General features: G+C 69.7%; 19 protein-coding genes. 11 read left to right on the top strand and 8 right to left on the bottom strand.

What is annotated here, in order from left to right; genetic code table 11:
* Nucleotides 1-624 precede the first annotated feature (624 nt).
* Nucleotides 625-2,088: a hypothetical protein gene (locus AB0I60_RS34770; RefSeq protein ID WP_360737779.1), complete on the top strand. Its 1,464-nt coding sequence runs from the start codon at nucleotides 625-627 to the stop codon at nucleotides 2,086-2,088.
* Nucleotides 2,089-2,090: 2 nt separating this feature from the next.
* Nucleotides 2,091-2,336 (top strand): hypothetical protein, encoded by a 246-nt coding sequence (locus AB0I60_RS34775; RefSeq protein ID WP_360737781.1) that lies wholly within the window; start codon nucleotides 2,091-2,093, stop codon nucleotides 2,334-2,336.
* A 23-nt stretch (nucleotides 2,337-2,359) separates the two neighbouring features.
* Here the strand turns inward: AB0I60_RS34775 and AB0I60_RS34780 are convergent, their stop codons facing one another.
* The 8 genes from AB0I60_RS34780 to AB0I60_RS34815 all read right to left on the bottom strand — a co-directional run bounded on the left by AB0I60_RS34780 (nucleotide 2,360) and on the right by AB0I60_RS34815 (nucleotide 12,634).
* Nucleotides 2,360-3,016 carry a type I-E CRISPR-associated protein Cas6/Cse3/CasE gene (locus tag AB0I60_RS34780; RefSeq protein WP_360737783.1) on the bottom strand — a complete coding sequence of 219 codons (657 nt, stop codon included), beginning with the start codon at nucleotides 3,014-3,016 and terminating at the stop codon, nucleotides 2,360-2,362.
* A complete protein-coding gene (gene cas5e / locus AB0I60_RS34785) occupies nucleotides 3,013-3,795 on the bottom strand; it encodes a type I-E CRISPR-associated protein Cas5/CasD (protein ID WP_360737786.1) in 783 nt (260 codons plus the stop codon). Before cas5e ends, AB0I60_RS34780 begins: the two co-directional genes overlap by 4 nt.
* On the bottom strand, nucleotides 3,792-4,952 hold the full coding sequence (gene cas7e / locus AB0I60_RS34790; protein WP_360737788.1) for a type I-E CRISPR-associated protein Cas7/Cse4/CasC: 1,161 nt from the start codon (nucleotides 4,950-4,952) through the stop codon (nucleotides 3,792-3,794). The genes cas5e and cas7e overlap by 4 nt, the downstream gene beginning before the upstream one ends.
* A 47-nt stretch (nucleotides 4,953-4,999) precedes the next feature.
* On the bottom strand, nucleotides 5,000-5,536 hold the full coding sequence (gene casB, locus AB0I60_RS34795) for a type I-E CRISPR-associated protein Cse2/CasB (RefSeq protein ID WP_360737790.1): 537 nt from the start codon (nucleotides 5,534-5,536) through the stop codon (nucleotides 5,000-5,002).
* Entirely contained in the window at nucleotides 5,526-7,073 is a 1,548-nt protein-coding gene (gene casA, locus AB0I60_RS34800) for a type I-E CRISPR-associated protein Cse1/CasA (protein ID WP_360737792.1), read from the bottom strand. The genes casB and casA overlap by 11 nt, the downstream gene beginning before the upstream one ends.
* Nucleotides 7,060-9,630 (bottom strand): CRISPR-associated helicase Cas3', encoded by a 2,571-nt coding sequence (gene cas3, locus AB0I60_RS34805; RefSeq protein ID WP_360737795.1) that lies wholly within the window; start codon nucleotides 9,628-9,630, stop codon nucleotides 7,060-7,062. The genes casA and cas3 overlap by 14 nt, the downstream gene beginning before the upstream one ends.
* Nucleotides 9,631-10,976: 1,346 nt before the next feature.
* Complete coding sequence (locus AB0I60_RS34810; protein WP_360737797.1) at nucleotides 10,977-11,360, bottom strand: hypothetical protein; 384 nt, start codon at nucleotides 11,358-11,360, stop codon at nucleotides 10,977-10,979.
* Nucleotides 11,361-11,407: 47 nt separating this feature from the next.
* Nucleotides 11,408-12,634 carry a helix-turn-helix transcriptional regulator gene (locus AB0I60_RS34815; RefSeq protein ID WP_360737799.1) on the bottom strand — a complete coding sequence of 409 codons (1,227 nt, stop codon included), beginning with the start codon at nucleotides 12,632-12,634 and terminating at the stop codon, nucleotides 11,408-11,410.
* 324 nt (nucleotides 12,635-12,958) lie between these two features.
* Here AB0I60_RS34815 and AB0I60_RS34820 point away from each other — a divergent pair, with 324 nt between their 5' ends.
* The 9 genes from AB0I60_RS34820 (at nucleotide 12,959) to fxlM (AB0I60_RS34860) (ending at nucleotide 22,483) form a co-directional block, all read left to right on the top strand.
* The gene (locus AB0I60_RS34820; protein ID WP_360737802.1) at nucleotides 12,959-13,456 is read left to right on the top strand and encodes a DUF4254 domain-containing protein; all 498 of its coding nucleotides are present in this window, start codon (nucleotides 12,959-12,961) and stop codon (nucleotides 13,454-13,456) included.
* Nucleotides 13,457-13,461: 5 nt separating this feature from the next.
* Nucleotides 13,462-13,761, top strand: a complete 300-nt coding sequence (locus AB0I60_RS34825; RefSeq protein ID WP_360737804.1) for a hypothetical protein — start codon at nucleotides 13,462-13,464, stop codon at nucleotides 13,759-13,761.
* A gap of 18 nt (nucleotides 13,762-13,779) precedes the next feature.
* Nucleotides 13,780-14,130 (top strand): hypothetical protein, encoded by a 351-nt coding sequence (locus AB0I60_RS34830; RefSeq protein WP_360737807.1) that lies wholly within the window; start codon nucleotides 13,780-13,782, stop codon nucleotides 14,128-14,130.
* Nucleotides 14,131-14,326: 196 nt separating this feature from the next.
* Nucleotides 14,327-15,616, top strand: a complete 1,290-nt coding sequence (gene fxlM, locus AB0I60_RS34835) for a methyltransferase, FxLD system (RefSeq protein ID WP_360737809.1) — start codon at nucleotides 14,327-14,329, stop codon at nucleotides 15,614-15,616.
* 16 nt (nucleotides 15,617-15,632) lie between these two features.
* The gene (locus AB0I60_RS34840) at nucleotides 15,633-15,842 is read left to right on the top strand and encodes an FxLD family lanthipeptide (protein ID WP_360737812.1); all 210 of its coding nucleotides are present in this window, start codon (nucleotides 15,633-15,635) and stop codon (nucleotides 15,840-15,842) included.
* Between the two features lie 120 nt (nucleotides 15,843-15,962).
* Nucleotides 15,963-19,001, top strand: a complete 3,039-nt coding sequence (locus tag AB0I60_RS34845) for a lantibiotic dehydratase (protein WP_360737815.1) — start codon at nucleotides 15,963-15,965, stop codon at nucleotides 18,999-19,001.
* On the top strand, nucleotides 18,998-20,209 hold the full coding sequence (locus tag AB0I60_RS34850; protein WP_360737817.1) for a lanthionine synthetase C family protein: 1,212 nt from the start codon (nucleotides 18,998-19,000) through the stop codon (nucleotides 20,207-20,209). The genes AB0I60_RS34845 and AB0I60_RS34850 overlap by 4 nt, the downstream gene beginning before the upstream one ends.
* 59 nt (nucleotides 20,210-20,268) lie before the next feature.
* On the top strand, nucleotides 20,269-21,219 hold the full coding sequence (locus tag AB0I60_RS34855) for a thiopeptide-type bacteriocin biosynthesis protein (RefSeq protein ID WP_360737819.1): 951 nt from the start codon (nucleotides 20,269-20,271) through the stop codon (nucleotides 21,217-21,219).
* Nucleotides 21,220-21,274: 55 nt separating this feature from the next.
* Complete coding sequence (gene fxlM / locus AB0I60_RS34860) at nucleotides 21,275-22,483, top strand: methyltransferase, FxLD system (RefSeq protein WP_360737821.1); 1,209 nt, start codon at nucleotides 21,275-21,277, stop codon at nucleotides 22,481-22,483.
* Nucleotides 22,484-22,828: the final 345 nt, after the last annotated feature.

Genomic DNA, 22,828 nt, shown 5'->3' on the forward strand with positions numbered 1-22,828 from the left:
CACCGCCGGACCACCCCGCTCGCGCGGGGAAGACCCGGAGATGGGACTCGGCGGCGTCGCGGTCACGGGACCACCCCCGCTCGCGCGGGGAAGACCTGCGCGAAACGCTCCAGGTTGCCCACGTGAGCGGACCACCCCCGCTCGCGCGGGGAAGACACTTCTTGACCAGTGAGTTTACAGCGAGGTGAGCCGGGTTTCATTCGGTGCGTTCCGGTTCCGCTAAGGTGCGGCTCGGCATTGGGGCAGTGATCGGCGCGGTCGATGCGGGCCACTCCTTCCTCGCCAGCGACAGCCCACCCCTGTTCGACCGTTCGTCTGGAAACGACCTCTCCGTCGCACGACTCAGCCGGGTCGACGACGATGATCGCTCGACAGCGCCGCCAGGTCCAGCGCTGGGGCGCAACTCCCGCGCATTGGGTAGCACATGCTTCGGCGCCTGGTTCTGATCTTTCGGTGCGTGGGGCTTTGGCCATGGCCACCCACTTCCACGAGCGGGTTACCGAGCATCGGGGGAGTGAGGCGCCCGCACGTCCGTGAATCGGAGGCGGCGCGCTCTCATTACGCTGTGTGCCGGTACCGTGACCGAGGCAGCCGAGTGGCTGGTTGCTGGGAAGGGGTGGTGGGGTGGGCGGCTCCGAAGTGGTGCGGCGCTGTGCCTGCGGTACCCGGCTCGCCCGCGACAACCACACCAGCCGCTGCGGACCCTGCGCTCGGGCCGGCCGCCGCCACCCCTCCACGCCGCCGGAGGTGCCCGCCGGGTTCTGGGACCACCCCGACCTGCGCGCCGCCCTGGCCGCCCGCGACATCGGCGCCGTCATCCGCGCCTACCGCAAACACCCCCACCATGGTCAGGCCATCACCCAGGACACCGTCGCAGCCTGGATCACCCTGTCCACCACACGACTGAGCCGCATCGAAAACGGCGAACCCGTCAACGACCTCGCCAAACTCATCCGCTGGGCGCACACCCTCCACATCCCCCACCACCTCCTCTGGTTCCACATGCCCGCCGAGTTGGCCGGCGAACCGGCATCCGTAGTGCGGACGGCGGGCGACCGCCTGCCCGTACCGCACGACGACTCAGGCCGATTCCACGACGGAAGTGGACAGTCCTTCGAAGTCGAAGTCGAAGTCGAAGTCGAAGTCGAAGGCGCCTGGTCGCCGGCCGGACAGGCGCATCCCGGCTCGACGTGCGCCGCAGTGGCCTCCGCACGGGTGAGGCGCAGCCAGCAGGAATGGCTCACCGTGCGGCAGGCTCCGGGCGCGCGCGGACGTGAACTGGCAGAACTGGCCGCGTGGTTGTACCCGGCGGACATGCGCGCCCCCGGCGGTCATGTGCTGGCGGGACCCGGCTGGCTGTTGGAAAAGCCCGTCGAACTCGACTCGATCCGGCTGAATTTCTCCGACCTTCCGCACCAGGCACCCCCCTTCGGGCCGATCGATCACGTGGTCCCGCTGACAGACCGCGCACAGCGCTACGCCGGCTACAGCCGGGCCGTCCGCGACCTCATACGGCCTCGTCTGTTGGAGAATCGAGTCAGCTATCGCCTGGTCGGCACCGCCCGTCACGATGCGCTCACGTTGACCTTCGGTACCACCACCTACTTCGAGGTGTTCGACGTGAAGGAGGCGTTGGCCCACGAGTTCAAAGCGGCCTGGCTGGCGGCCGGGAAAGAGGTGCCCGAGTGGTCCGCGCTGCCCTTGCGCAGCGCAATCAGTGACCCGTTCGATCCGGACCGGCTGCTCATGTCACCGGGAATCAACACCCTGACCATCCGCCGGGGAGCCCGCGGGGACCACCGGTTCGTGCTGCACGAGCGGGACGGCGGAGCCGTCGCCGACGGTCGGAACATTGCCAGCCTGATGCCGGCGGGCGAGTTCCAACCCTCGTCCGTGGCGACGGTGGACGTCCGCAACGACTTCTCCCTCTGGCGCAACATCATGCGCGAGTTCTCCGAGGAGTTCCTCGGCAACCCCGAGCACGACGGCAACGGACCCGCTCGATCCCCTACGCCGAACAGGAGCCTTTCGTCTCGTTCGAGGCGGCACGGGCATCCGGCCACATCCGGATGTGGCACTACGGCCTGATCATGGACCCGCTTCGCCTGGGCGCGAGCCAGCGCACCGTCGCTGTCATCGACGACGGCACCTTCGACCGGCTCCTCGGAGACACGGTGACGGTCAACGATGAGGGGCGTACGGTCGTGACAGGCGGTCGAGTGGGCGTCCCCTTCACCGCGGACGCCATCGATCGCCTGGAACCACGACTGACTTCAGGCGCGCTGACCTTGCTCCGCCTGGCCTGGCAGGATCGACGAACGCTGCTGGCTGTATGATCGAATGACGTGGCTGGCTGTCATCAGAGCACGGCCAGCGACAGCAGGCCGCAGCCGTACGACTTCGCGCGTCCGATGCCGTTCAAGATCCCCTCCCGCACCTGCTCCGGATGGCGGATGAACGCAGTGCCTTCGAACTGCGTGACGGCCACCGTGATCTTCGTGGACTTCTCGCCGCACTTGCGCAGGCCAGTGCGCACGTCGCTCCACCTCATGTACGCGGTGGTCAACTCAAGGCCGTACTGGGTTGCCTTGCGCTGCCACCATGCGTGGGCCTCTTCGTCCGACAGGCTCCGCACCGTGCCACGTTGTCCGCGCACGAATACCTGCTTGGTGGGATTGGCGACGATCCGATACCGCACACCGGTGCCGGGAGTCATCCTGGCCAGGTGGGCTTGTAGATCGCGGGTACCGCCGTGGCCGTAGCCGGGGGGTAGTCGGGAGGAGTCAACGGGGAACTTCGACTGCACCAGCAGGAGTACCCCGGCGGCTGTCTCCTCGACGCGGTAGAGAAGCCCTGCCGCCTGTCGTGCGTTCGGTCCGAAACCCGGCGGGCATGCGAAATCTGTGACAGTTCTGTGCAGGGAGTCGACGTCGCGTAGATCCCGTCGGACATGTGGATGCGCGGGATTGGCGATGATCTTCGTCAACGTCGGCGTGTCGAGGTCCAGGCTGATCAACTGCTCTCCTCGGGATGGCCGTCGTCGTGGGGCTCCTCGGCGGTGCCCGTCGCCAGTCGGTCCAGGTAGTCGAGTCCGACCCCGCCGCACATCTGCGCAGCGAGACGGCGAGTGGTACGCCATCTGGTGTGGCGGTCGAACTCGCGTGACCGGAAGTTCGTCAATGGCTGGGTGTTGGACACTTCCCGTGTGCCGAACACGTCGCCGGTGGGTGGTGACTCGGTGATGAAGTCGACCGCCACCGTGTCCGCATGGCGGGGTGCCTTCCGTGCGAGCGGAACCGTCTCCGACAGCGCGTGCACCGGATCATCGTGACGGCCCAGGACGAGCAGGCCCGCCGGCGGGCACGACCGGCGTCCGAGATAGGGCGCGTAGACCGGCCGAGCCAGCATGCGGCTAAGCCGGTCCACCAGGACGCCGTCACCGGTCACGGCCACGGTGAAAGCGGCGTCGCTCAGATAGAAGCGTTCGCTGACGAGGGTTCCTTTGCCCGCAGGTCGGAATGAGTGACTGGCCAGGAGCGGCGTCTGCTTGTGCGGCCGGCCGCCGCCGACGGTCTGGTAGTCCATGACGGGTTGTCCGGGCCGGTCGATGCGGATGGTGAACCGGAGACTGTCGAGTTCGGCCAGCGACTCGTCTCGGCCGTGGCCGACGATGGCGCCGATCATGCCGAGCAGGCCGGACCGGGTCGGGTAGCGCCCGGTGTCGCGGCGGTTCCACGGGGAGTCGCCGCCCCAGGACTGGAGGGGACCGGACAGGTGCAGCAGTACGCCGTTCATACCGCCGCCCGCAAGCGGTCGGCTAGCGTGTCGGCGACCGTACGAACGAGTCCGTCGAGCGAGTCGTGGCGGCTTCCCAGCGCCGGGAGCGCCTCGGGGTAGGGCGAGGCGTAGCCGGACCAGTGCCCGGGGTCGTCGACGAAGCGGTGTAGGCGGCCGGTGTAGGCGGCCAACAGTCGCCGTCCGGGTTCGCTGAAGCCGTCGGGGCTCGTCGGCACCGGCTTCTCGAATGCCGAGGCCAGGGACAGCGGTGCGTCTCGCAGCGCCAGGTGGACCAGGTCCGGTCGGGTGGCCGGCGCGGTCGAGTTCGCCTTGCCCGTGGGAACCACCGTCAGGAAGGTGCGGGCCCATGCCTGCACCAGGCTGATCGCGGTGTCCACATCACCGAGCACGCTGGCCAACTGACTGACGTTGACGTTGCAGTAGCGGTAGAAGGTGCCGGTAGCGAACTCGGCGGTGGCGAGATGCCCCGCGCCGGTGCCAGGGGCACAGTCGTCGACTGCGGTGAAGTAGTCGAAGTCGGGCGCGCTCTCGTGGATGGTGAACGCATGAGCGACCTGGGTGTGTCCGTCGACGGTGTGTCCGGGCACCTCGGCGAGCATCCGGCCCAGTAGTTCGATGACCGGGTGCCTGCTGTTGAGGATATCGGTCACCGGAGCCGCGATCGCCGACACCGCCGCGCTGATCGTCTGCTGCAGAGTCTCCTTCTCCTTGGCCGAAAGCTTCTTCGGCTTGCCTTTGGCGTCGAGTTCCGGCAGTGGCAGTGTTTTGAGCGTCTCGCGATGGTCCAGCGCGAGCTGGGCCAGGTCCCGGACGACGGAGACAGGCAACCACAGCAGGACCTTGGTGGAGTCGTCCGCCTCGGGCTCCAAGCCGTACGCGTGGATGATGCCGCGGCTGGCGCGCCTGGCGTCATCGGCTGTCCAGCCGTGCTCGTCGACGAGGTGCTCGCGCAGCACCGCGGCGATCTGCCGTGTCCGTACGGTGCGCGACTCCATTCCTTTCTCGACTTCCTGCCGAGCCGCCCGCTTCCACGACTGCGAAGACACGCGGATCCGTGGAGCGCCGCCGTAGACGCAGGATTTGGGACTGCCCAGTCCGTCCCGGTTGACATTGGCGTAGGGCAGCGTGTGCAACGCGTGGATGTCCAGGTACAACGACTTCTCCTTGACGCACAGTTGAGGGAAGGGTGAGCCGGTGACGATCAGAGCGGCTGATCGTCGGATTCGGTGTCGTATTCGACGTCGGTGCCGCCGTCGACCTCGCGGTAGAACGACTGCAGCCAGCTACTGCTGATGGACTGCCTGGACGACGGCCACCGGGATCCGTGGTGGAGGAGAGTGGCGAAGTCGACCGGCGTGGCCGCGGTGCGCAACGGGAGCACGATCCTGGTCAGCATCCTGCAGAATGTGGAGGCGGGTTGCCGGCTCAAGAGGTGTACCGATGTCTCACGAGTCGACATGGCCAGGTTGTGGCATCGGGCGATGGAGGTGCCCAGGTTGCCCGCCCACGCTGCGGTCACGGCGTCTTCGGGTCGGTGGGCGATCAGCGAGGCCACCGCGTAGTAGACCGCTTTCTGGTGTGGACCACAGGATCCGGTCCAGGGCGCGACGTAGCGGTGGACTCGACTAGCCTGATCGACCGTCCTGCCCAGGCCGGACCGGAGATCGGCCCGGGGGCCGGGTTCGGACGCGAGTTCGGCGATCCTGGTCACGAATGACGTCGACGCTTCAGTTGCCACCTGGCTTCTCCTTGCGTGGCCGAGGGTTCTTGCTCGCGACGAACTTCGTGAGGGCCCGCTTGGCTTTGGTCACCTCACGCGCCACCGCCGGACTGTCCGCCACGGGGCGGGTGGCTTCCGTGATGGCACCGAGTGCGATTCGCTGGAAGGCGCGGTGTGGTTCGGCGAAGTCTGCTTCAGCAAGGGACCGCCAGAACAGGTCTTCTGCTCGGGGCCAGAACCAGCGCTGCGCGGGCTGCACCCACGGGGCCTCCTTGTCGGATTTGGCAGAGGAGCCGTTGCCCAGCGCGCGATACGCCTTGCGCAGCTCGTTGATCATGGCGGTGGCGACTTCCTTCGCGGCGGTCGTCAACGCCTCGGCGCCGTTGGCGCGCGCCGGGTCGAACTCGTCGAGGTAGCGGATGATCGGCGGAGTGACCGACGTGCTCCAGGCATTATTGGTGGCCTTCCTGTCCTGGTCGAAGCCCACCGCGCGGATCCGCAGCCTGTCCAGCATGTCGTCGGGAAGACTCAACGCCGACGACAACACTGCAGGCCGCTGGGTGGTCTCGCGGTCCGCCAACAGGGCATCGACCTCGCGCCACAACGCGCGATCGGCCGACGCGCGCCGCGGCTTCCACTCACCCTGGCTATTCCGTTCCTCGATGGAGTACGGGTCCCTCAGCGGCGGGTGCTTGTGCTTCCATCCCCAGGTCAGGTGGCAGCCCACCACCGCCTCACCGGTCGGATCCGGAGTCAACAACAACGCGTGCCGCGATTGTCCGACCAGCAGACGCGCCGGCCAGGTCGGCTCTGGCGGGACGCCCAAGGGATCGTGGAGGTCGGTCGTCTCCCATGGTGCGAGGTCTTCGCCTGTCAGATCGGCGCCGAACGCGGGACTCGGAATCCCCGCGATCAACGTCTCGAAGAGGTTGGCGCCCAACGGATAGAAGGTGACTGTTGACCGCAGCGGCCCGGCCGACATGTGTTGGCTGCGGGTCTGCCCGACAGTGCGGGTTCCTCCCGTGCCCCCAGAGCCGTAGTAGTGGTGGATCAGCAGCAGTTCCAATGCGTCGGTCACGCTCAGATCCGGTGCGTGGCCCTTGTGGGTGTGTCGCCACCAGATCGGCTTGTTGTCATCCGGCCGGCGTATGTCGAAAGTGTTCGACGACTTGAGTTCGGCCTGCTCGCCCAGTCGAGGGTCTTGCCACCACGGCCACCGGGCACAGAACAGGTTCCATCGAGACGAATGAGTCTCCAGGTACTTGTCGACCTCGGCCCCGACGAACCGGCCCCGACGCAGTGCTTCGTTTCGCCGCTGCTGCCACTCGTCACCCGGATCTCCACCGGCATCGACGATCTTGTCCAGGCCGGTCACACGCGCCGCGATCACGTAGAGCACGCGGAGGGCACCGGCGAAGGCAGGCGGCATCGTCAGGGCGAGATCGGTGATCTCGTGGGCGCGCAGCAGGAGTTCGCGCAGACCGACCTTCCCGTCAGAACCGTCGGCGAACTCGACTCGGAGCACGGCGTCGGTGCGCAGGTCACAGATTGTCATCTTTGAGTCCGTTCACGAGTCCCAGGTCGCTGTCGACGACCAGGGGGTGGCGGCCAGGCAGAGGAAGGACGCGTGCGTCGCACAGAAAAGCGTGCTTCCACCGGGGAACGGCGGTGTCCAGGCTCTGGACCCATGTCGCAGGACAACGGATGGACACGTCGATCAACGACGAGATCTGCCTGCCTGTCAATACCTCTCCCTCGGGGAATCGCACGGTGTGCGCCGAGTCCAACCACGACAGTCCAGCCGAGTCCGTCCACCGGGGGACGACCAGCGCGTCGTCGATGCCCAAGCGGGTGGTGGCGTCGGTGTCGCGGACTTCGCGATGCGTCATCCCGGCGAGGTCGTCGATCAGCTGCGGGGCAGGCACCGCCGACAGCCGGGCCAAGCCGCGTTCGAACGTCGTCGTGGCGTGCCGTCCGCGCCACTCGGCCGCTGCTGCTTCGTCGAACGGAGACAGACCGAGGTCGTGGACCGCTTGCACCAGTTGATCCACATCGTCGGGTATGACCACGTCCGCTGGTCGTGTCATCAGCAGACCGCGTGTGGCACGCAATTCGTACCCGGAGTGGAGCTTGAGCCACTGCGCGGGGACCCGGTCCCCTTCCGGATCCAGCACTACCACGGTCGGTACCCTCGCAGATTTCGGCCGGTCTTCTTCCGGACGGAGGTGCCTGTGGCACCGACCCAACCGCTGGATCAGCAGCGCGATCGGCGCGAGGTCGGTCACCACGAGATCGAAGTCGAGATCGAGACTCTGCTCGATCAACGGAGTGCACACCAGGATCGCGCGTTTCGGACGGCGTCCGTTGTCACGGCTGGCGTGCTTGCCGAACATTCGCTCGACCTGCGCCTCGGTCAACGCACGTTGCCGATGGGGCAGCCGTGCGTGCAGCAGCAGTATCCGCGTGTCGTCCAGGTCCGAACCCTTCAGAGCACGGAACGTCTTCTGCGCCGTCGGCACCGTACCGCAGATGATCGCGACACACCCGCCTTCCTCTCGCACGCGCCGCGCATAGCGGAGGATCGTCGACGTCCGAGTTCCCATCGGATATCGGACATGCTTGATGCGCGCTGTGCGGGCACCGAGAGTGCTCATCGCGGTTCGCTCCGCGGTGGTCGGCTTCTGGAAAGAGCCGTCGACCGCGTGCCACACCCAGCCCGGATACCCGGCTGCTTCCACTGGGGGTGGATGGGCTGAACCCGTTCCTGCCAGATAGGCGGCGGTCAGCTCACCCGCGACATGTGCTGGCACGGTCGCGGAAAGCAACACGACCGAGACACCGAGGCGACCGCACCACGACAGCACTCGTCCGAGAACTGCCAGCATATACGGTTGATGCGCGTGGACCTCGTCGATGACGAGAGTCTTGCCCGTCAGCGCGAACAGCCGCAGCATGTTGAACCTGATCGCCAGCCCGGCCAGGAGCAGTTGATCAATGGTGACGACCGACGACTCGGCCAACAGCGGTCGATGAGGGCCGTTCAACCACCGCAGAGCCTCATCGTCGGCGCAGTAATGTCGGTAAGGCGGGTAGGCGGTCGCCAGGGCATGCGACAAGGTGACCCGCCCTCGCCCCGGAGAAGGCGGATACCCGAACCCTCTCGCCCGCTCCCACATCGCATTGGTCGTGACCTGCGTGGGCAAGCACATCAGCAAGCCGGGACGACCCGTCGCATGCCCGATCCGATCCGCGGCGACCATGGCCGCAGCGGTCTTGCCCGCCGCAGTCGGCGCGCTGATCAACAAGATGCCACAGCCGGTGGGGCGGAAGGTGTCCTCGATCGACCGCTGCAGCGCGTTCGGTCTATCCCCGACGAGCACCAGCGTCGTGATCCGAGCGGTCGACGACGACGTCACGAACCCCAGTCCCATCAGGCGCTTTCGAACCGCCCGCAGTGTGTGGTCCCACCGCTCCTGCAGAGCGTCGGGTGCCTTCCACTGACTGTTGGTGATCCACTTCGTGTCCGACACGATCCAATCGGCGAGGACCACGATGCCGCTGAGCACGACGGCCGTCGGTCGGTTGAGCCGCGCCGGTGGCACCGGGCCGATCAACTGACGGAGCGTGTCGACGATTCCACGCCGATAGGCGTGCCACGCCGGACCTCCTAACAGGACGTCCCCTTCGGCACGGCGGACATGTCGGCGTTGTGTCGGCTGGAACTCCCCGTGGTGACTGCCGACGACCTCCGCGATACGGTGCGCGATGCTGTCCACCAGGGGATCGGTGAGCCCGGCGAAATCGGATAGCAGGGTCGGAAGACTGAGGTAACCGACCTGCTCGTGGCTCCGGTAGTCGGCACTATTGCGTGGTGGCCACTGATCCTGGAAGCAAGGGCAAGCCTTGCCGACATCGTGTAGACCGGCAAGAAAGGCGAGGAAGTCTCGCGTTCTCGGTTCGGTGAGACCCAGTTCCTGTCCGAGCCATCGCCTCACTCCCAACGGAAGATAGTTGTCCCATAGCATGTATGCGGCAGCGGCGGCGTCCATGAGGTGGAACGGCAGGTAGTAGTCGCCGGGCAGTCCATCACGTTTCGCCCACGGCTTCGACACCCGACGAGTAAACACCATCACAGGGGAGACGGACTTTACGGCTCGGTGTCGTTCAGTTCACGGGACGGCGTGCCTGGGAACGACCCGCCTTGCGAAGTCCCGGACGCTGGCACTTAACACATATCCGAGCAGGACTCGGTGATGCGTTGGGCGAAAACGTTTGAACGGGTCCGCAGCGGATTGGTGGAGCGCAACATTCAGGATCGTCGACTGTGCCGGATCGGACCTGCGCGACGATGTTAGGACGACACCATCTGATGAAGCGTCGCCTGGCCAGACGCGGCTGAGGCGCGTGTCAACTACCTGCTTGGGCAACTGCGCGTGCGGGTCGGCGCTACTACGGACCACTCCCGCTCGCGCGAGAGGGACTTGTCGTCCTCCAACACGGTGTCGAGTTCATCCGAACCACCCTCCGTTGCGCTGGTAGGACGCCGAGGCGACCGGACCCAACCCCGTGGCGATCGGACCACCCCTGCTCGCGCGGGGAAGACTCCGACGCCCACTGCCACATCCGGTCAGGCCACGGGCCACCCCCGCTCGCGCGGGGAAGACAACCCGCACGCCACGCGGCTGTTGGTCGCGTCGGGGCCACCCCCGCTCGCGCGGGGAAGACACTTCTCGACCTGTAAGTTTACAGCGAGATGAGCCGGTTTTCATTCGGTGCGTTTGAGTTCCGTTTAGGTTCGGTGGGGGCCGAGTAGTAGACGAGTGGTCGGTGCGAGCGACGCCTTCCCCACCCAACAGCCATCTATAAGCCACCATCGCGACCCTGGTCGACCCATGGGGAAGTCAAAGGGTCGTCATGAAGGGCGGTGGGCCGCGTGGGTCGGTGGCTGTAGTGCTGTTCGTGGCGTATCCCCATGGCCAGTGTGGGCAGATCTTCGGTGGTGCAGGCGCGCAGCAGCCACGCGCGGCCCGTGGGCGCGTTGGTGGCAGTATTGGCGCGAGCAATCGGACAACCAGGTCCTAGGGTGTGGTGTAGGTGGTGAGGCGACGGTGACCTGGCCGGTGCCCGCCCCGTAGGGGCGCTCGGTCGCGGTCATGCATGCCCCTCGTAGGTATGGCAAACGGGAGGCCCTGTGCGGTCGTGCCGGACAGAATCAGCGTCATGTTCGTTCGGGGGCCAGACGATTACTGTTCGCAGGCGGGCTTCGCGGACTGGATGATGGGGGAGTTGCGTGTCACGCCCGACCGGGGTCATCTCGCCACAGTGGCCAAGCTCCATGACAGGTGTGGGCGGCGGAAGCCGGAGTGGCGACTCACCGAGGTCCATGACGAGGTGGCGGTCGCGACGGAGGCGCGGGCGCGACGCCGCGCCGTCGATGTCCGTATCGCCGGGTCGCGGCTCAGCCAGGGCCGGGGTCCGTCCGGTTGTGGTGGTCCTGTTCGATCCGTTGGAAGATGTCGGCGTCGGTGTGTTGCTGCCAGCCGGGTAGGGCGTCCCAGTCGGCGATGTAGGACGGTTTGGGGTCGGGGAAGTGGCGGTGGATCTGCCCGGTCCAGCAGGCGGCGACGAACTGGCTTTTCTGTGCGCGGGTGAGTTTTGCGGCGGCACCGTCGGTCGCGGTGAGGAAATCGCGGACCTGCCGGTAGACCGCGCCGGCGGAGTCGCGTTCCCACTGCGGGGTGTCATCCCACGGGGTGACGTAGCCGGGTTTGGGCTCGCCCGGGTGGTGCCGGAGGACTCCGGCGATCCAGGCTTCCCGGAAGACACGAGCACCGTCGCTCACGCGGGATCTCCTTGCTGCTGCGCCACTGTCGGCGGAGGTGGGGGTGGTCAGGCGACGCCGGCGTGGGCGGCGAACTCCGGCAGTCCCCGCAATGTGGGGCCGGACGAGCGCAACTGTCGGGTCAGACGGTGGGCCCATGGACGCACCCGTACCTCCTGCGGAGCGGCTTTCTCCGCAGCCAGCAGCGCGTGGAAAGCCTGCTCCCGCTTGCCCCACGCGCCATAGGCCAACGCGACGTCCTCGTAGTACCGCACCCGCCGTTCGGTGACGGTGATCGAGTCGGGCCGGATCGCGCGGGCGGCGGCGATCGCGGTGCCGTAGTCGCCGAGCTTGCGGTGCACGCTGATCTCGTAGAGCCCCAGGAAACGGGCGTCCACCACGGAAGGCGTGGGCCTGTCTGCCAGTGTGACCCGGGTCGTGCGGACGGCGGCGGTCGCCTCGGCATGCAGGTCCAGGGCGTCGGAGCGGCGGCCGGCGATCGCGGCGGTGTACGCGCCGGTCTCCAACAGCATCGCGTAGGCCGCCGTGTGGCGGGGGTCGGCGAGACCGGCGGTGTTCTCCAGCCTGGCGGCGGTGCCCACCACCAACTCCTGGGCACGGTCGGTCTGGTCGTAGCGGCGCACCACCACCGCGCCCATCTGCGCAGCCTCCGCCTCCACCAGCAGATCGCCGGACACGCGGGCGGTGGAGATGGCGTGCTCGGACAGCCCGACCGCCATCCCGTCCTCGCCCAGTCGCAGCGCCAGCCAGGTGGCGTGCCGATACGCGGTGGCGGCCAACGCCTCGACCTCGCCGCGCCGGTCGCCGTCCACCACCGCGCGGACGGCCTGGGCGTAGCGGATGGTGTCGGGCACGGCCGTGGCCAGCTGCGAGTACCGGCAGGCCATGTAGTCGGCCTGGGCCTGCCCGACCCGGCGGCGCAATCCGTCGACGTCGACCGGGCATGAACCCGAGGCAGTGGCGCCGGCGGAGGGGAGTCCGAGCAGTGTCGCCCCGGCCACCCCGAGCATCCCGGTCAACAGTTCTCGCCGCAGCACGTCATCACCGCCATCCAGAGCGTCCGTCGGCCCTACCGTAGCGAGTCCCAACCTGACCGGAGGGATGCGGTAGCGCGCGGCCAGCCGACGCAACTCCTCCACTCCCACCGGCCGGCCGCGTTCGATACGGGACAACGTCGAGCCCGAATAGCCCAGCAGTTCCCCTGCCTGGGCAAGAGTGAGGCGGCGTCGCACGCGCTCTGCGCGCAGGGCCTCTCCTGGAGACAGCTCCGACATCCCCAAAATCCTCACCCCTCGGGGGACTACTCCGCGAGCCCCGATCGGGTCAAGAGTCCACCCGGAATCCGCACAGGCTGTGCACGAGCGGCACCACACCTCCCGGACTGGAACCGACCGCGCTTGGCTGGAACACACCGACCCGCCTTCTCTGACTCCGGCAGGTAGGACAACGAGATGCTGAAGCCCGGCATGGCACCCGCCCGCCCTGATCGGGCGAAGCAAGTACTGCCCGACCACATTCCGAACCCGCACACATCCGGAGGTGGACATCGTGGTCACCGCACCCCTCCACACCCGATCCCCGCAACGCCCCGTGGCGATTTGCGCCTGCCCAAGGGCAGGAGACTGGTCCGCTCGTTCGGCAACGCAGCGGCCGGTATGCCCGACGCCCTGGCGAATGCAGTGGCGGCGCAGGTCCGCACGCACTGGAACAGGATCGACGCGGTGTCCTGCGCCCACGCCGACCACGCCGACCAGTCCGAGTCCGCGTCCGCGACCCGGGTCCTGGGAGCCGGGGCAACCGCCCGGCAGGTGCTCGTCGACCAGATCGACCTGTGGGCCTTCGACCGGCTCCCGGAGGCGGTGCCCGCAGCACTGCTGCACACCGAGACCCTCGGCCAGCTGGTGGACCGGCTCACCGCCGCCTGGGTCCCCTGGCGCGTCGTGGTCGCCCACGGCGATCCCCGCCACCACCGCGACCCCCACGACGCGGCCGAGGCGCTCGCGACCCTGACCCTTGCCTACGACGACCTGCTCACCGACCTCCGCTCCGGACGGCGACGCCTGCCTGCCGTCCCGCTCGGCGCACTCGCCCTGTAGACGCCGTGCCTGCCGACTGGCGTGCCGTCGCCGCCCTGGTGGTCCCCGCCGACTCCCCGCTGGGCAGAGCCGGCCGCCACGTCGAAGTGCTCGCCGGCCACCTGCCCCCGCCCTCCGGACACCGCACCTGCGTGCTCTGCCGCGCGCCGTGGCCCTGCGGACCGTGGGACGAGGCCGCACGCACGCTAACCGAAGACCACCTGCCCGTGGGCTACCTGGTGCCGCTCGACCTGCACGCCACCCTCTGGCCACCCACCGCCACCCCCGCCCCGCCGGAACGACCCGGCGACCAGCCCCTGACCTGAGCGAGATCGGAGACCACGGTGGACGAAGTGCTCGCGGCCAGCATCCACGCCGAACTCGACGGCACCCTGGCCACCTACGACCGAATGGCCGTCGACGGCGACCCCACCGCCCACCAGGCCCTGCTCACCAGCGGCGTGCTGCGCCTGACCGGCACCATCCGGGACCTGCTCGACGAGCACCGGCCCGACCCGCGCGGTCGGTGCCGCACCTGCCGTCCACGGTGGCGGATCGGTCGCGCCCCGAGGTGCCCGGTGTGGTTCACCGTCCACCGGCACCTGATCGCCGTCGAGCAGCCCGGGACCCCGACCCGGGCCGCTCGACACGCCACCCCCGCCGGCCCCGCGCACACCCGGCCGGCGGGTTCCTAGGCGGTGGAGGGACCCCGCACTCGTCCCTCCACCGCCCACGCCGGTCCCGGGATCGGCCGGTTCGTTCTCCGGGTCGACCGTGCCCGGTGGTCGTTGCGGAGAGTGATGGGGTCGATACAGTGGCGCTTCGACCGCCCGCGTGGCGACGAACCCCTGCGCATGTCCACCTCGATGTCTCGGAATGTGAGGATTCTTCGTGACCGACAGCACTCTGTCACCAGACCAGGCGGGCGACCGCGCCCGGCGTGCCGCCGTAATGCGGAACGAGGTGGTCGACGCGCTCGTCGCGGAGGGCACCATCGTCTCCCCGCAGGTCGAGGTGGCGATGCGCACCGTGCCGCGTGAGGTGTTCGCGCCGGAAGGCGAGCTGGAGAAGGTCTACGACCTCGGCCGCGGGTTCGTGACCAAGGTCGGCGGGGACGGGACGTCGTTGAGTTCGGTGTCCGCGCCGCAGGTCCAGGCGCACATGCTGGAGCAGGCCGACATCTGGCCCGGCCACCGTGTGTTGGAGATCGGCTCGGGCGGCTACAACGCGGCGTTGCTGGCCGAGCTGGTCGGCCCGTCCGGCACGGTCGTGACGGTCGACATCGACTCCGACGTGGTCGACCGGGCCCGCCGGTTCCTGCCCGAGGCGGGCTACCCGCAGGTGCTGGTGGTGCTCGCCGACGCCGAGCACGGGGTGCCCGGGCACGCCCCCTACGACCGCATCCTGGTCACCGTCGGCGCGTGGGACGTCCCGCCCGCGTGGACCGACCAGCTCGCCGAGGACGGTCTGCTGCTGGTGCCGCTCAGCGTCAGGGGCCTGTCGCGGACGCTGGTGTTCGAGCGTGACGGCGACCGTGGTCTGGTCAGCCGTTCGTCGCGGATGTTCGGGTGGGTGCCGATGCAGGGCGTCGGGGCGCACCCGGGCCGGCAGGTCGTGCTGCGCGGCGGCGAGTTGACCCTGAATTTCGACGGCGAGCCCGCCGCGGACTTCGACGCGGTCGCGGCGGCGCTGGAGGGTCCGCGGGTGGAGGTGTGGACCGGGGCGGCCATCGCCAAGGGTGAGCCCTGGTCGGACGCGCACCTGTGGCTGGCCACGCACCTGCCCGGCTACTGCCGGATCGTGCTCGACCGGACCCTCGACACCGGCGTGGTCGTCCCGCCCGGCCGCATGTCCGCCGCCACCGGCGCGGTCGACGGCGGCACCCTGGCCTACGTCACCTACCGGCCGTTCGACGAGCACCACGTCGAGTGGGGCGTGCACGCCTACGGTGCCGGCGCCGACCGGTTCGCCGGCGAGGTCGCTGACCTGCTGCGCGTCTGGACCCGCGACTACCGGGGCGGTCCCGGTCCGAGGTTCGGCGTCCACCCGGCCGGAACCCCCGACGAGCGCCTGGCAGGTGACAGCGTGGTGGACAAGCGCCACACGCGGATCACGATCTCCTGGCCGCAGGCGGCCACCGCCGCGGACGGCCGGGCGACCCGACAGAAGCCGACTGAGTAAGGGAGTGTGACAGCACATGACGGAGGCCCTGTTAACCCGTGGTGGTGCCGCGACGGCCGAGCCGTCGCCCGCCGACCTGGTGGAAGTGGACGAGTTCGCCTTGGACGTGCGGGTGTTCGTGACCCACGGTCCGATGGCGGGTGACTGCCCGACCGACGACGGGTGCGGCAACACCTGCGCGAACGACGCCAGTGCCTGCGCCTCGGATGCCGACAGTCCCGTCTGACCGTTCCGCTGCCGGTGCGCCGACCCCGGCGCACCGGCAGCGCAGTCCAGCACCGCCTTCGGAGAAGGGATCACCGCTGTGTCGTCGTGGTCGTCGCGATTGCGTTGGGCGGAGGTGGCGGTGCTGCGTGCCGTCACCGACCCGGGCGGGCTGGACCTGCCCGACCACCTCGACCTCGACGGTCCCGACGCTGCCGAGTCCGGTCTGCGGTGGGTGAGCCGGGTGTGGGAACGCGACGTGGTACGCGCCGCGCTGGCCCAGGCCAGCCCCGCCCTGTCTCGCCGCATCGACACACTGGTCGCCGAGGGCGGCGACGTCCGTGCGGTGCGGCGCGTCGTGCTTACGTTGGCGTCCTACCTGCTGCGCTGGCAGTTGCGGCCGACGCCGTTCGGCGTGTTCGCCGGCGTCGCCCCGGTCCGGATCGGCACCGGAGCGACGGCACGGTGGGGTGCCGGGCACACCGCGGTCGCGCGGGCCGACGGCGCGTGGCTCGACGACGTGCTGTCCCGACTGCACCGCTGCCCCGAGCTGTTGGACCGATTGCACGTCGTGGCCAACAACGCCGGCATGGTGCGCGGCGCCCGGTTCGTCGTGCCCGGCACTCCACCGCCCGACCCGGGACTCGCGCCCGTCGAAGTCTCCGTCCGCCACAGCCGTCCCGTGCAAGCCGTCCTGGACGCCGCCCGTACCCCCATCCGGTTCGGCGACCTGCGCAACGCCCTGCGGCACCGGTTTCCCGACACCGCACCGGACCGGATCGACCATCTGCTCGACGGCCTGCTGACGCAGGGCGTATTGCTGAGCGACCTGCGGGCACCGATGACCACCCCGGACGCCCTCGGCCGCGTCTGCTCGATACTCGACTCCGTCGACGCCAGCGGGATTCCCGTGATTGCGCCTCTGGTGGACGAGTTGGCTTCGATCCATCGCGAACTCTCCGCCCGACAACCGGCCGCAGCCGGACAGGCACGGGTGACCGCGCGGATGCGAGCGGTGAGCCGGGCGGCGGAGGTGCCGGTGATGGTGGACACCGTGCTGGACTGCGACCTCCGCCTCCCGCACCAGATCGCCCGAGAAGCGGCCGACGCCGCGACCGTCCTGTTGCGACTGTCGCCGTACCGGTTCGGCCGACCGGAATGGCGGGAGTACCACTCCGCGTTCCGCGCCCGCTACGGCACCGGCGCGCTGGTGCCCCTGCCCGACCTGCTCGCCGACAGCGGACTCGAACTCCCCGCCGGCTACCTCGGCTCAGGCCGCGATCGCGAGGCCCGCCGCACCAGCGGACGCGACGAGACGATCCTGGCCCTGATCCAACGCGCCGCCGTCGACGGCACCGACGAAATCCTGCTCACCGACCGGATTCTCGACGAGTTGACCGGCAGCGACCCCGGCGACACCGGCCACCTACCCGACCGCCTGGAGATCGCCGTCCAGATCCTCGCGACCGACCTGGACGCGATGGAGACCGGACGGTTCCTGCTGACCGTGACCGGCACCCCCCGACCCGGCAGCAGCATGACCGGCCGTCACGCCCACCTCCTGTCCGACGACGCCCGCGACAACCTCGCCGCCACCTTCACCGCCGACGGCACCGGATCGGTCGCCGCGCAGCTGTCGTTCCCGCCGCGCCGACGCCGCAACGACAACGTCGCCCGCACCACCCGCCTGCTCCCGCACACGATCGCCCTCGCCGAACACCACGCACCCGACCCGCACCTGATCCAGCCGGGCGACCTCGCCGTCACCGTCGACGAGCACCGCTTCCACCTGATCCACCTGCCCACCGGCCGCCGCGTCGCGCCCCGCGTCACCCACGCCCTGGAAGCCACCGTCCACACCCCGCCGATCGCCCGGTTCCTCGCCGACATCACCGACGCCCGCGCCGCCGTCTACGGACCGTTCTCCTTCGGCGCGGCCTCCCGCCTGCCCCGCCTGCCGCGCGTCCGCTACCGCCGCACCATCCTGGCCCCGGCCCGCTGGACGCTCACCACCGCCGACCTGCCCGGCCGCGACACCCCGATGCCAGACTGGGACACGGAACTCGACGCGTGGCGGCAGCGCTGGCGCGCACCCCGCCAGGTGGCGGTGGTCGACCACGACCGGCGGCAACCCCTCGACCTCACCCACCCGCTGCACCGCCGGCTGCTGCGCAGCCGCCTGGACCGCGCCGGCCGCCTCGAACTCCGCGAAACCCCAGCACCCGCCGACCACGGGTGGCTGGGACGCGTACACGAAGTCGTGTTCCGCCTGACCTCCACCCAGCCGACGCCCGCCCCGCCGGTCCCCGTCACCGAACGGAACCACGCCGTCGACCCGGACGCCGGGCACCTGCCCGGCCGGTTCACCGTGCTGTGTGCGCACCTGCACGGGCACCCGGCCCGCGCCGACGACATCCTCACCGACCACCTGCCCGAACTGCTCACTGCACTCGATCCGCTCACCGGAGGGGACCCCGTGTGGTGGTTCCGGCGGCACCGTCGGATGCGCCACCCCGACGCCGACCGCTACCTCGCCCTCCACCTGCGCGTACCCGCCGATGGTTACGGCGAGGCCGCAGCAGTCCTCGCCGCGTGGGGCCGGACGCTGAGCCGCGACAAGCTGCTGGCGCAGCTGTCGCTGACCACCTACGAACCGCAGACCGGCCGATACGGGCACGGCATCGTCCTGGACCGCGCCCACGAGGTGTTCGCCGCCGACTCCGCCGCCGCGCTCGCCCAGATCACCACCGCCGCCCGTGCCGGTGTCAGCGCCCAGGCGTTGGCCGCCGCGAGCATGGTCGACCTGACCCTCGGGCTCGCGGACACCACCGACGCCGCACTCGACCGGCTGCGCCACACCATTCCCCGAGGCCGCCTCCGGCCGGACCGCACAGTGCGGGACCAGGCGCTGGCGTGGGCCGACCCGACCCGTTCCTGGACCTGCCTCCGGGCACTGCCCGGCAGCCAAGCGGTCGTGGCCGCCTGGCAGGCCCGCGCGCAGGCGCTGACCGTCTACCGCGACGCCCTCGCCGCCCAACGTGACCCGTTCACCGTCGTGCCCGCTCTGCTGCACAGCCACCACAATCGCGCCGTCGGCGTCGACCCGGCCGTCGAACACGCCACCGGGCACCTCGTCCGCGCCTGCGCCCTGCACTACCTGCACACCACAGGGACGCGGTGAACGGCCTCGCGGCGGCGGAGACCGTGGACCGGATCGCCGCACAACTCGCCGCGCCGCAGCCACCCCCCGCCGACAAGACGTGGCTGCCGCAGTCCCTCGCCCGGGGTGCCGCCGGGGTCGCGTTGCTGCACATCGAACGCGCCCACACCGGCACCGGTAGCTGGGAACAGGCCCATCGGTGGATCACCGCCGCCGTCGCCGGCGGGGCCAGTGCCGCCGACACTAACGGCCTCTACCTCGGTGCCCCCGCGTTGGCGTTCATGCTCCACGCCGCCGCCACCGGTACCCCCGACCGCTACCGCCAGGCGCTCGCCGACCTCGACGCCCCCGTCGCGGCACTCGCGCACCGCCGCGTCGACACCGCGCTGGACCGCATCCGATCCGGCGCGCTGCCCGGGTTTCGCGAGTACGACGTGTTCTACGGCCTCACCGGGATCGGCGCACTGCTGCTGCGCCGCGACCCCGGCGGAAGCGCCCTGCACCGCATCCTCGACTACCTCGTCACCCTCACCCGCCCCCAACCCCTCGATAGCTGCGAACTGCCCGGCTGGTGGGTCGGCCACGACCCCCACCGCAACCCCTCACCCCACGGCCACGCCAACCTCGGCATCGCACACGGCATCACCGGCCCGCTCGCCCTCCTCGCCCGCACCATGCGACGCGGCATCACCGTCGACGGCCACCACGAGGCCATCGCCACCATCTGTGCCTGGCTCGACACCTGGCGGCAGGACGGCCCCGCCGGACCCTGGTGGCCCGAATGGATCACCCTCGCCGAACACCACGACGGCCAAGCGCGCCAACCCGGACCGGCACGCCCCAGCTGGTGCTACGGCACACCCGGCATCGCCCGCGCCGGACAACAGGCCGCCCTCGCCCTCGGCGACACCCGCCTCCGACAGCACTACGAACACGCCCTGCTCGCCTGCCTGGACGACCCCGACCAGCAAGCCCGCCTCACCACCACCGGGCTCTGCCACGGTCTGGCCGGCGTCTACCAGACCGTCCTGCGCGCCGCCCTCGACAGCCCCGACCCGGCACTGGACGCCCGCCTGCCGTGCCTGGCCGCAGCTCTCGCCCACCACCCCAACACCGGAACCAGCCCGGGGCTGCTCGACGGCGACACCGGCGCCGCACTCGCCCTGCACACCGCCGCCCAGCGCCGCCCGCTGAGCTCGGGATGGGACACATGCCTGCTCATCGACTAGGTCCCCACCAGCCCGCACCACACGACGCCGAGGCATCCACCGGGCGACTCGAAGCCGCCGTGCTCGCCGTCCTGACCGGCACCACTCCCACCGACGCCGCCCGCGCGACGCACCTGCACCCAGACGACCTCGCCGATGCCGCCGAACGCTACCGACGCGCCGGACAACACGCCCTACACCACCACCGCCGGCCCGGCTGGTGGCAGATCAACATCGAATTCACCGACTGGGCAGGAGCCGAAACCGTCTTCGCCCACCACATCGCGCCCCTGCTGGACCACACCACCGACGATCCGGGTCCGCAGTGGTGGTTCATGCGTAAACACCCCTGCTGGCGGGTGCGCATCCCACGCCGACCCGGCACCGCCGGCCACGCCCCGCACCACCTCACGGCAGGTCTCGATGCGCTCGTCGCCGAACACCTGATCACCGACTGGCGACCCGCGGTCTACGAGCCCGAAACCACCGCGTTCGGCGGCAACACCGGAATGAGCATCGCCCACGATTTGTTCTGCACCGACAGCCGCGCCATCACCGACCTGATCCGCCACCACCACATCGACCTCGGCCGCCGCGAATTGTCTGTTCTGCTCTGCACCGCCCTGATCCGCGCCGCTGGCGCGGAACGCTATGAACAGGGCGACACCTGGCACCGAGTCGCACGGGAACGCCCACTGCCCACCGACGTCCCCGCAGCGAAGCTGACCGACCTGGCCCACGACCTCCGGCACGTGATCCACGCCGACCTCTCACCGGACGGACCTCTGCTCACAGAGGAGGGCCCACTCGCCGCAGTCGCGAGCTGGGTCGACGGCTTCCGCGCCGCAGGACACCGCCTGGGCTCCGCAGCCCGTACGGGAACCCTGGAACGCGGCCAACGCGACATCCTCAGCTACCTGATCATCTTCCACTGGAACCGCCTAGGCCTGCCCACCCGGAGCCAGAGCATCCTCGCTGCCGCAGCGAGCACCGCGATCTTCGACGAGCGCACTTCCAGCACAACGCTGTAGACAGGAATCTGTCCCCGACGATGCCCGCCGCGAGCCACGACAGGAACAGGGCAGGATGATTGACGACACAGAGCCGGACGAGCTGCGTGTGAGCATGGTCGACGCCGTCCTCGCCGCCGGACACCGACTCCCACCCGCTGTCGAACGCGCGCTGCGCGCCGTGCCGCGGCACCTGTTCGTGCCCGATGCGCCCCTTGCCGACGCCTATGCCAACCGCTCCATCACGATCAAGCCCGGCCCGCCCGGCGGCAGGCCCGCCAGTTGCATCTCCGTGCCCACCGTCGTGGCGATGATGCTCGCCCAGCTCGACCCCCGCCCCGGCGAGCGAGGTCTGGAGATCGGCGCCGGAACCGGCTACAACGCCGCACTGCTCGACCACTGCGTCGGCACCACAGGGCAGGTCACCACCGTCGACATCCACCCCGACGTCACCGACCACGCATGCCGCGCACTGGCCGCCACCGGCCACGACCGGGTGCGCGTCGTCACCGGCGACGGCGCGCACGGCCACCCCGACAACGCCCCCTACGACTGGATCATCGTCACCGTCGGCCCGTGGGACCTGCCCCCGGCCTGGTCCGACCAGCTCGCCCCCGGCGGGCGTTTGGTGGTGCCGCTGACCTGGCGCGGCCAGACCCGCAGCGTCGCCTTCGTCAAACAGGACAACAGCGTGCTGCGCGCCCAGGACAGCAGGCTGTGCGGGTTCATCCCGATGATCGGCGACGACCAGCACGGCGAACGCGTCATCGCCCTCGCCGACGACGTCGCCCTGCACCACGACCCCGACCAGCCCTTCGACCCCGACCGGCTGCGCGGCGTCCTCGACCGACCCTCCACCACCGTGTGGTCCGGAGCTTCGATCGTGCCGATGGAGTCCACCGACCTCATCTGGCCCCTCCTCACCGGACTCGGACCCGGCACCTGCCGCTTCGCCGCCGCCCAGGCCGCCGTCGACGCCGGACTCGCCGACCCGGCCTTCGCCTACTCCAGCCCGGCACTCGCCGAAGGCGACTCGCTGGCCTACCTCACCCTGCGACGACCGGCACCCGACACCGCCGAACGCCGCTTCGAACTCGGCGCCATCGGCCACGGCCCCGCCGGCGCACACCTCGCCGAACGGCTCTGCGCCGGAATCCGCGCCTGGGACCACGACCGCACCGCCCAACCCGTCATCACCGCCTACCCCGCAGGAACCCCCGACGACGACCTCGCCGACGGGCAGATCGTGGACAAACAGCACACCCGCCTGGTGATCACCGCCTGACACAGCCGACCCGGTCGTGCGGCGGCATCCGGGCGATCGGATAGCCACCCCGATCGGATACCGGCTCCACCTTCCAGAGTAGGGCTGGGCCTGCGCCACAGAGGAACCCGAGGAGGCAGAAGCCGAACCTGTCGCCTCCACCTGGAACATCGCCCCGCTCCCGTGGTTCGGCGGGCCGACGCGCACGCTGCGCCGTCGGTGGTCGAGCGTCAAGCCCGGCAGGAAAGACGCCTGCGGGGCTTGACCCTTCTCCCCCCGTTACCTTTTTCGTAGTTCCTGATCGAGGAGCTGTGGTCGCCGGGTCCGGCATGACTGACGCCCCCAGTCGAAGGCATGATCCGGGGG

The organism is Actinosynnema sp. NPDC050436 (assembly GCF_040655415.1).
Lineage (GTDB): Bacteria > Actinomycetota > Actinomycetes > Mycobacteriales > Pseudonocardiaceae > Actinosynnema.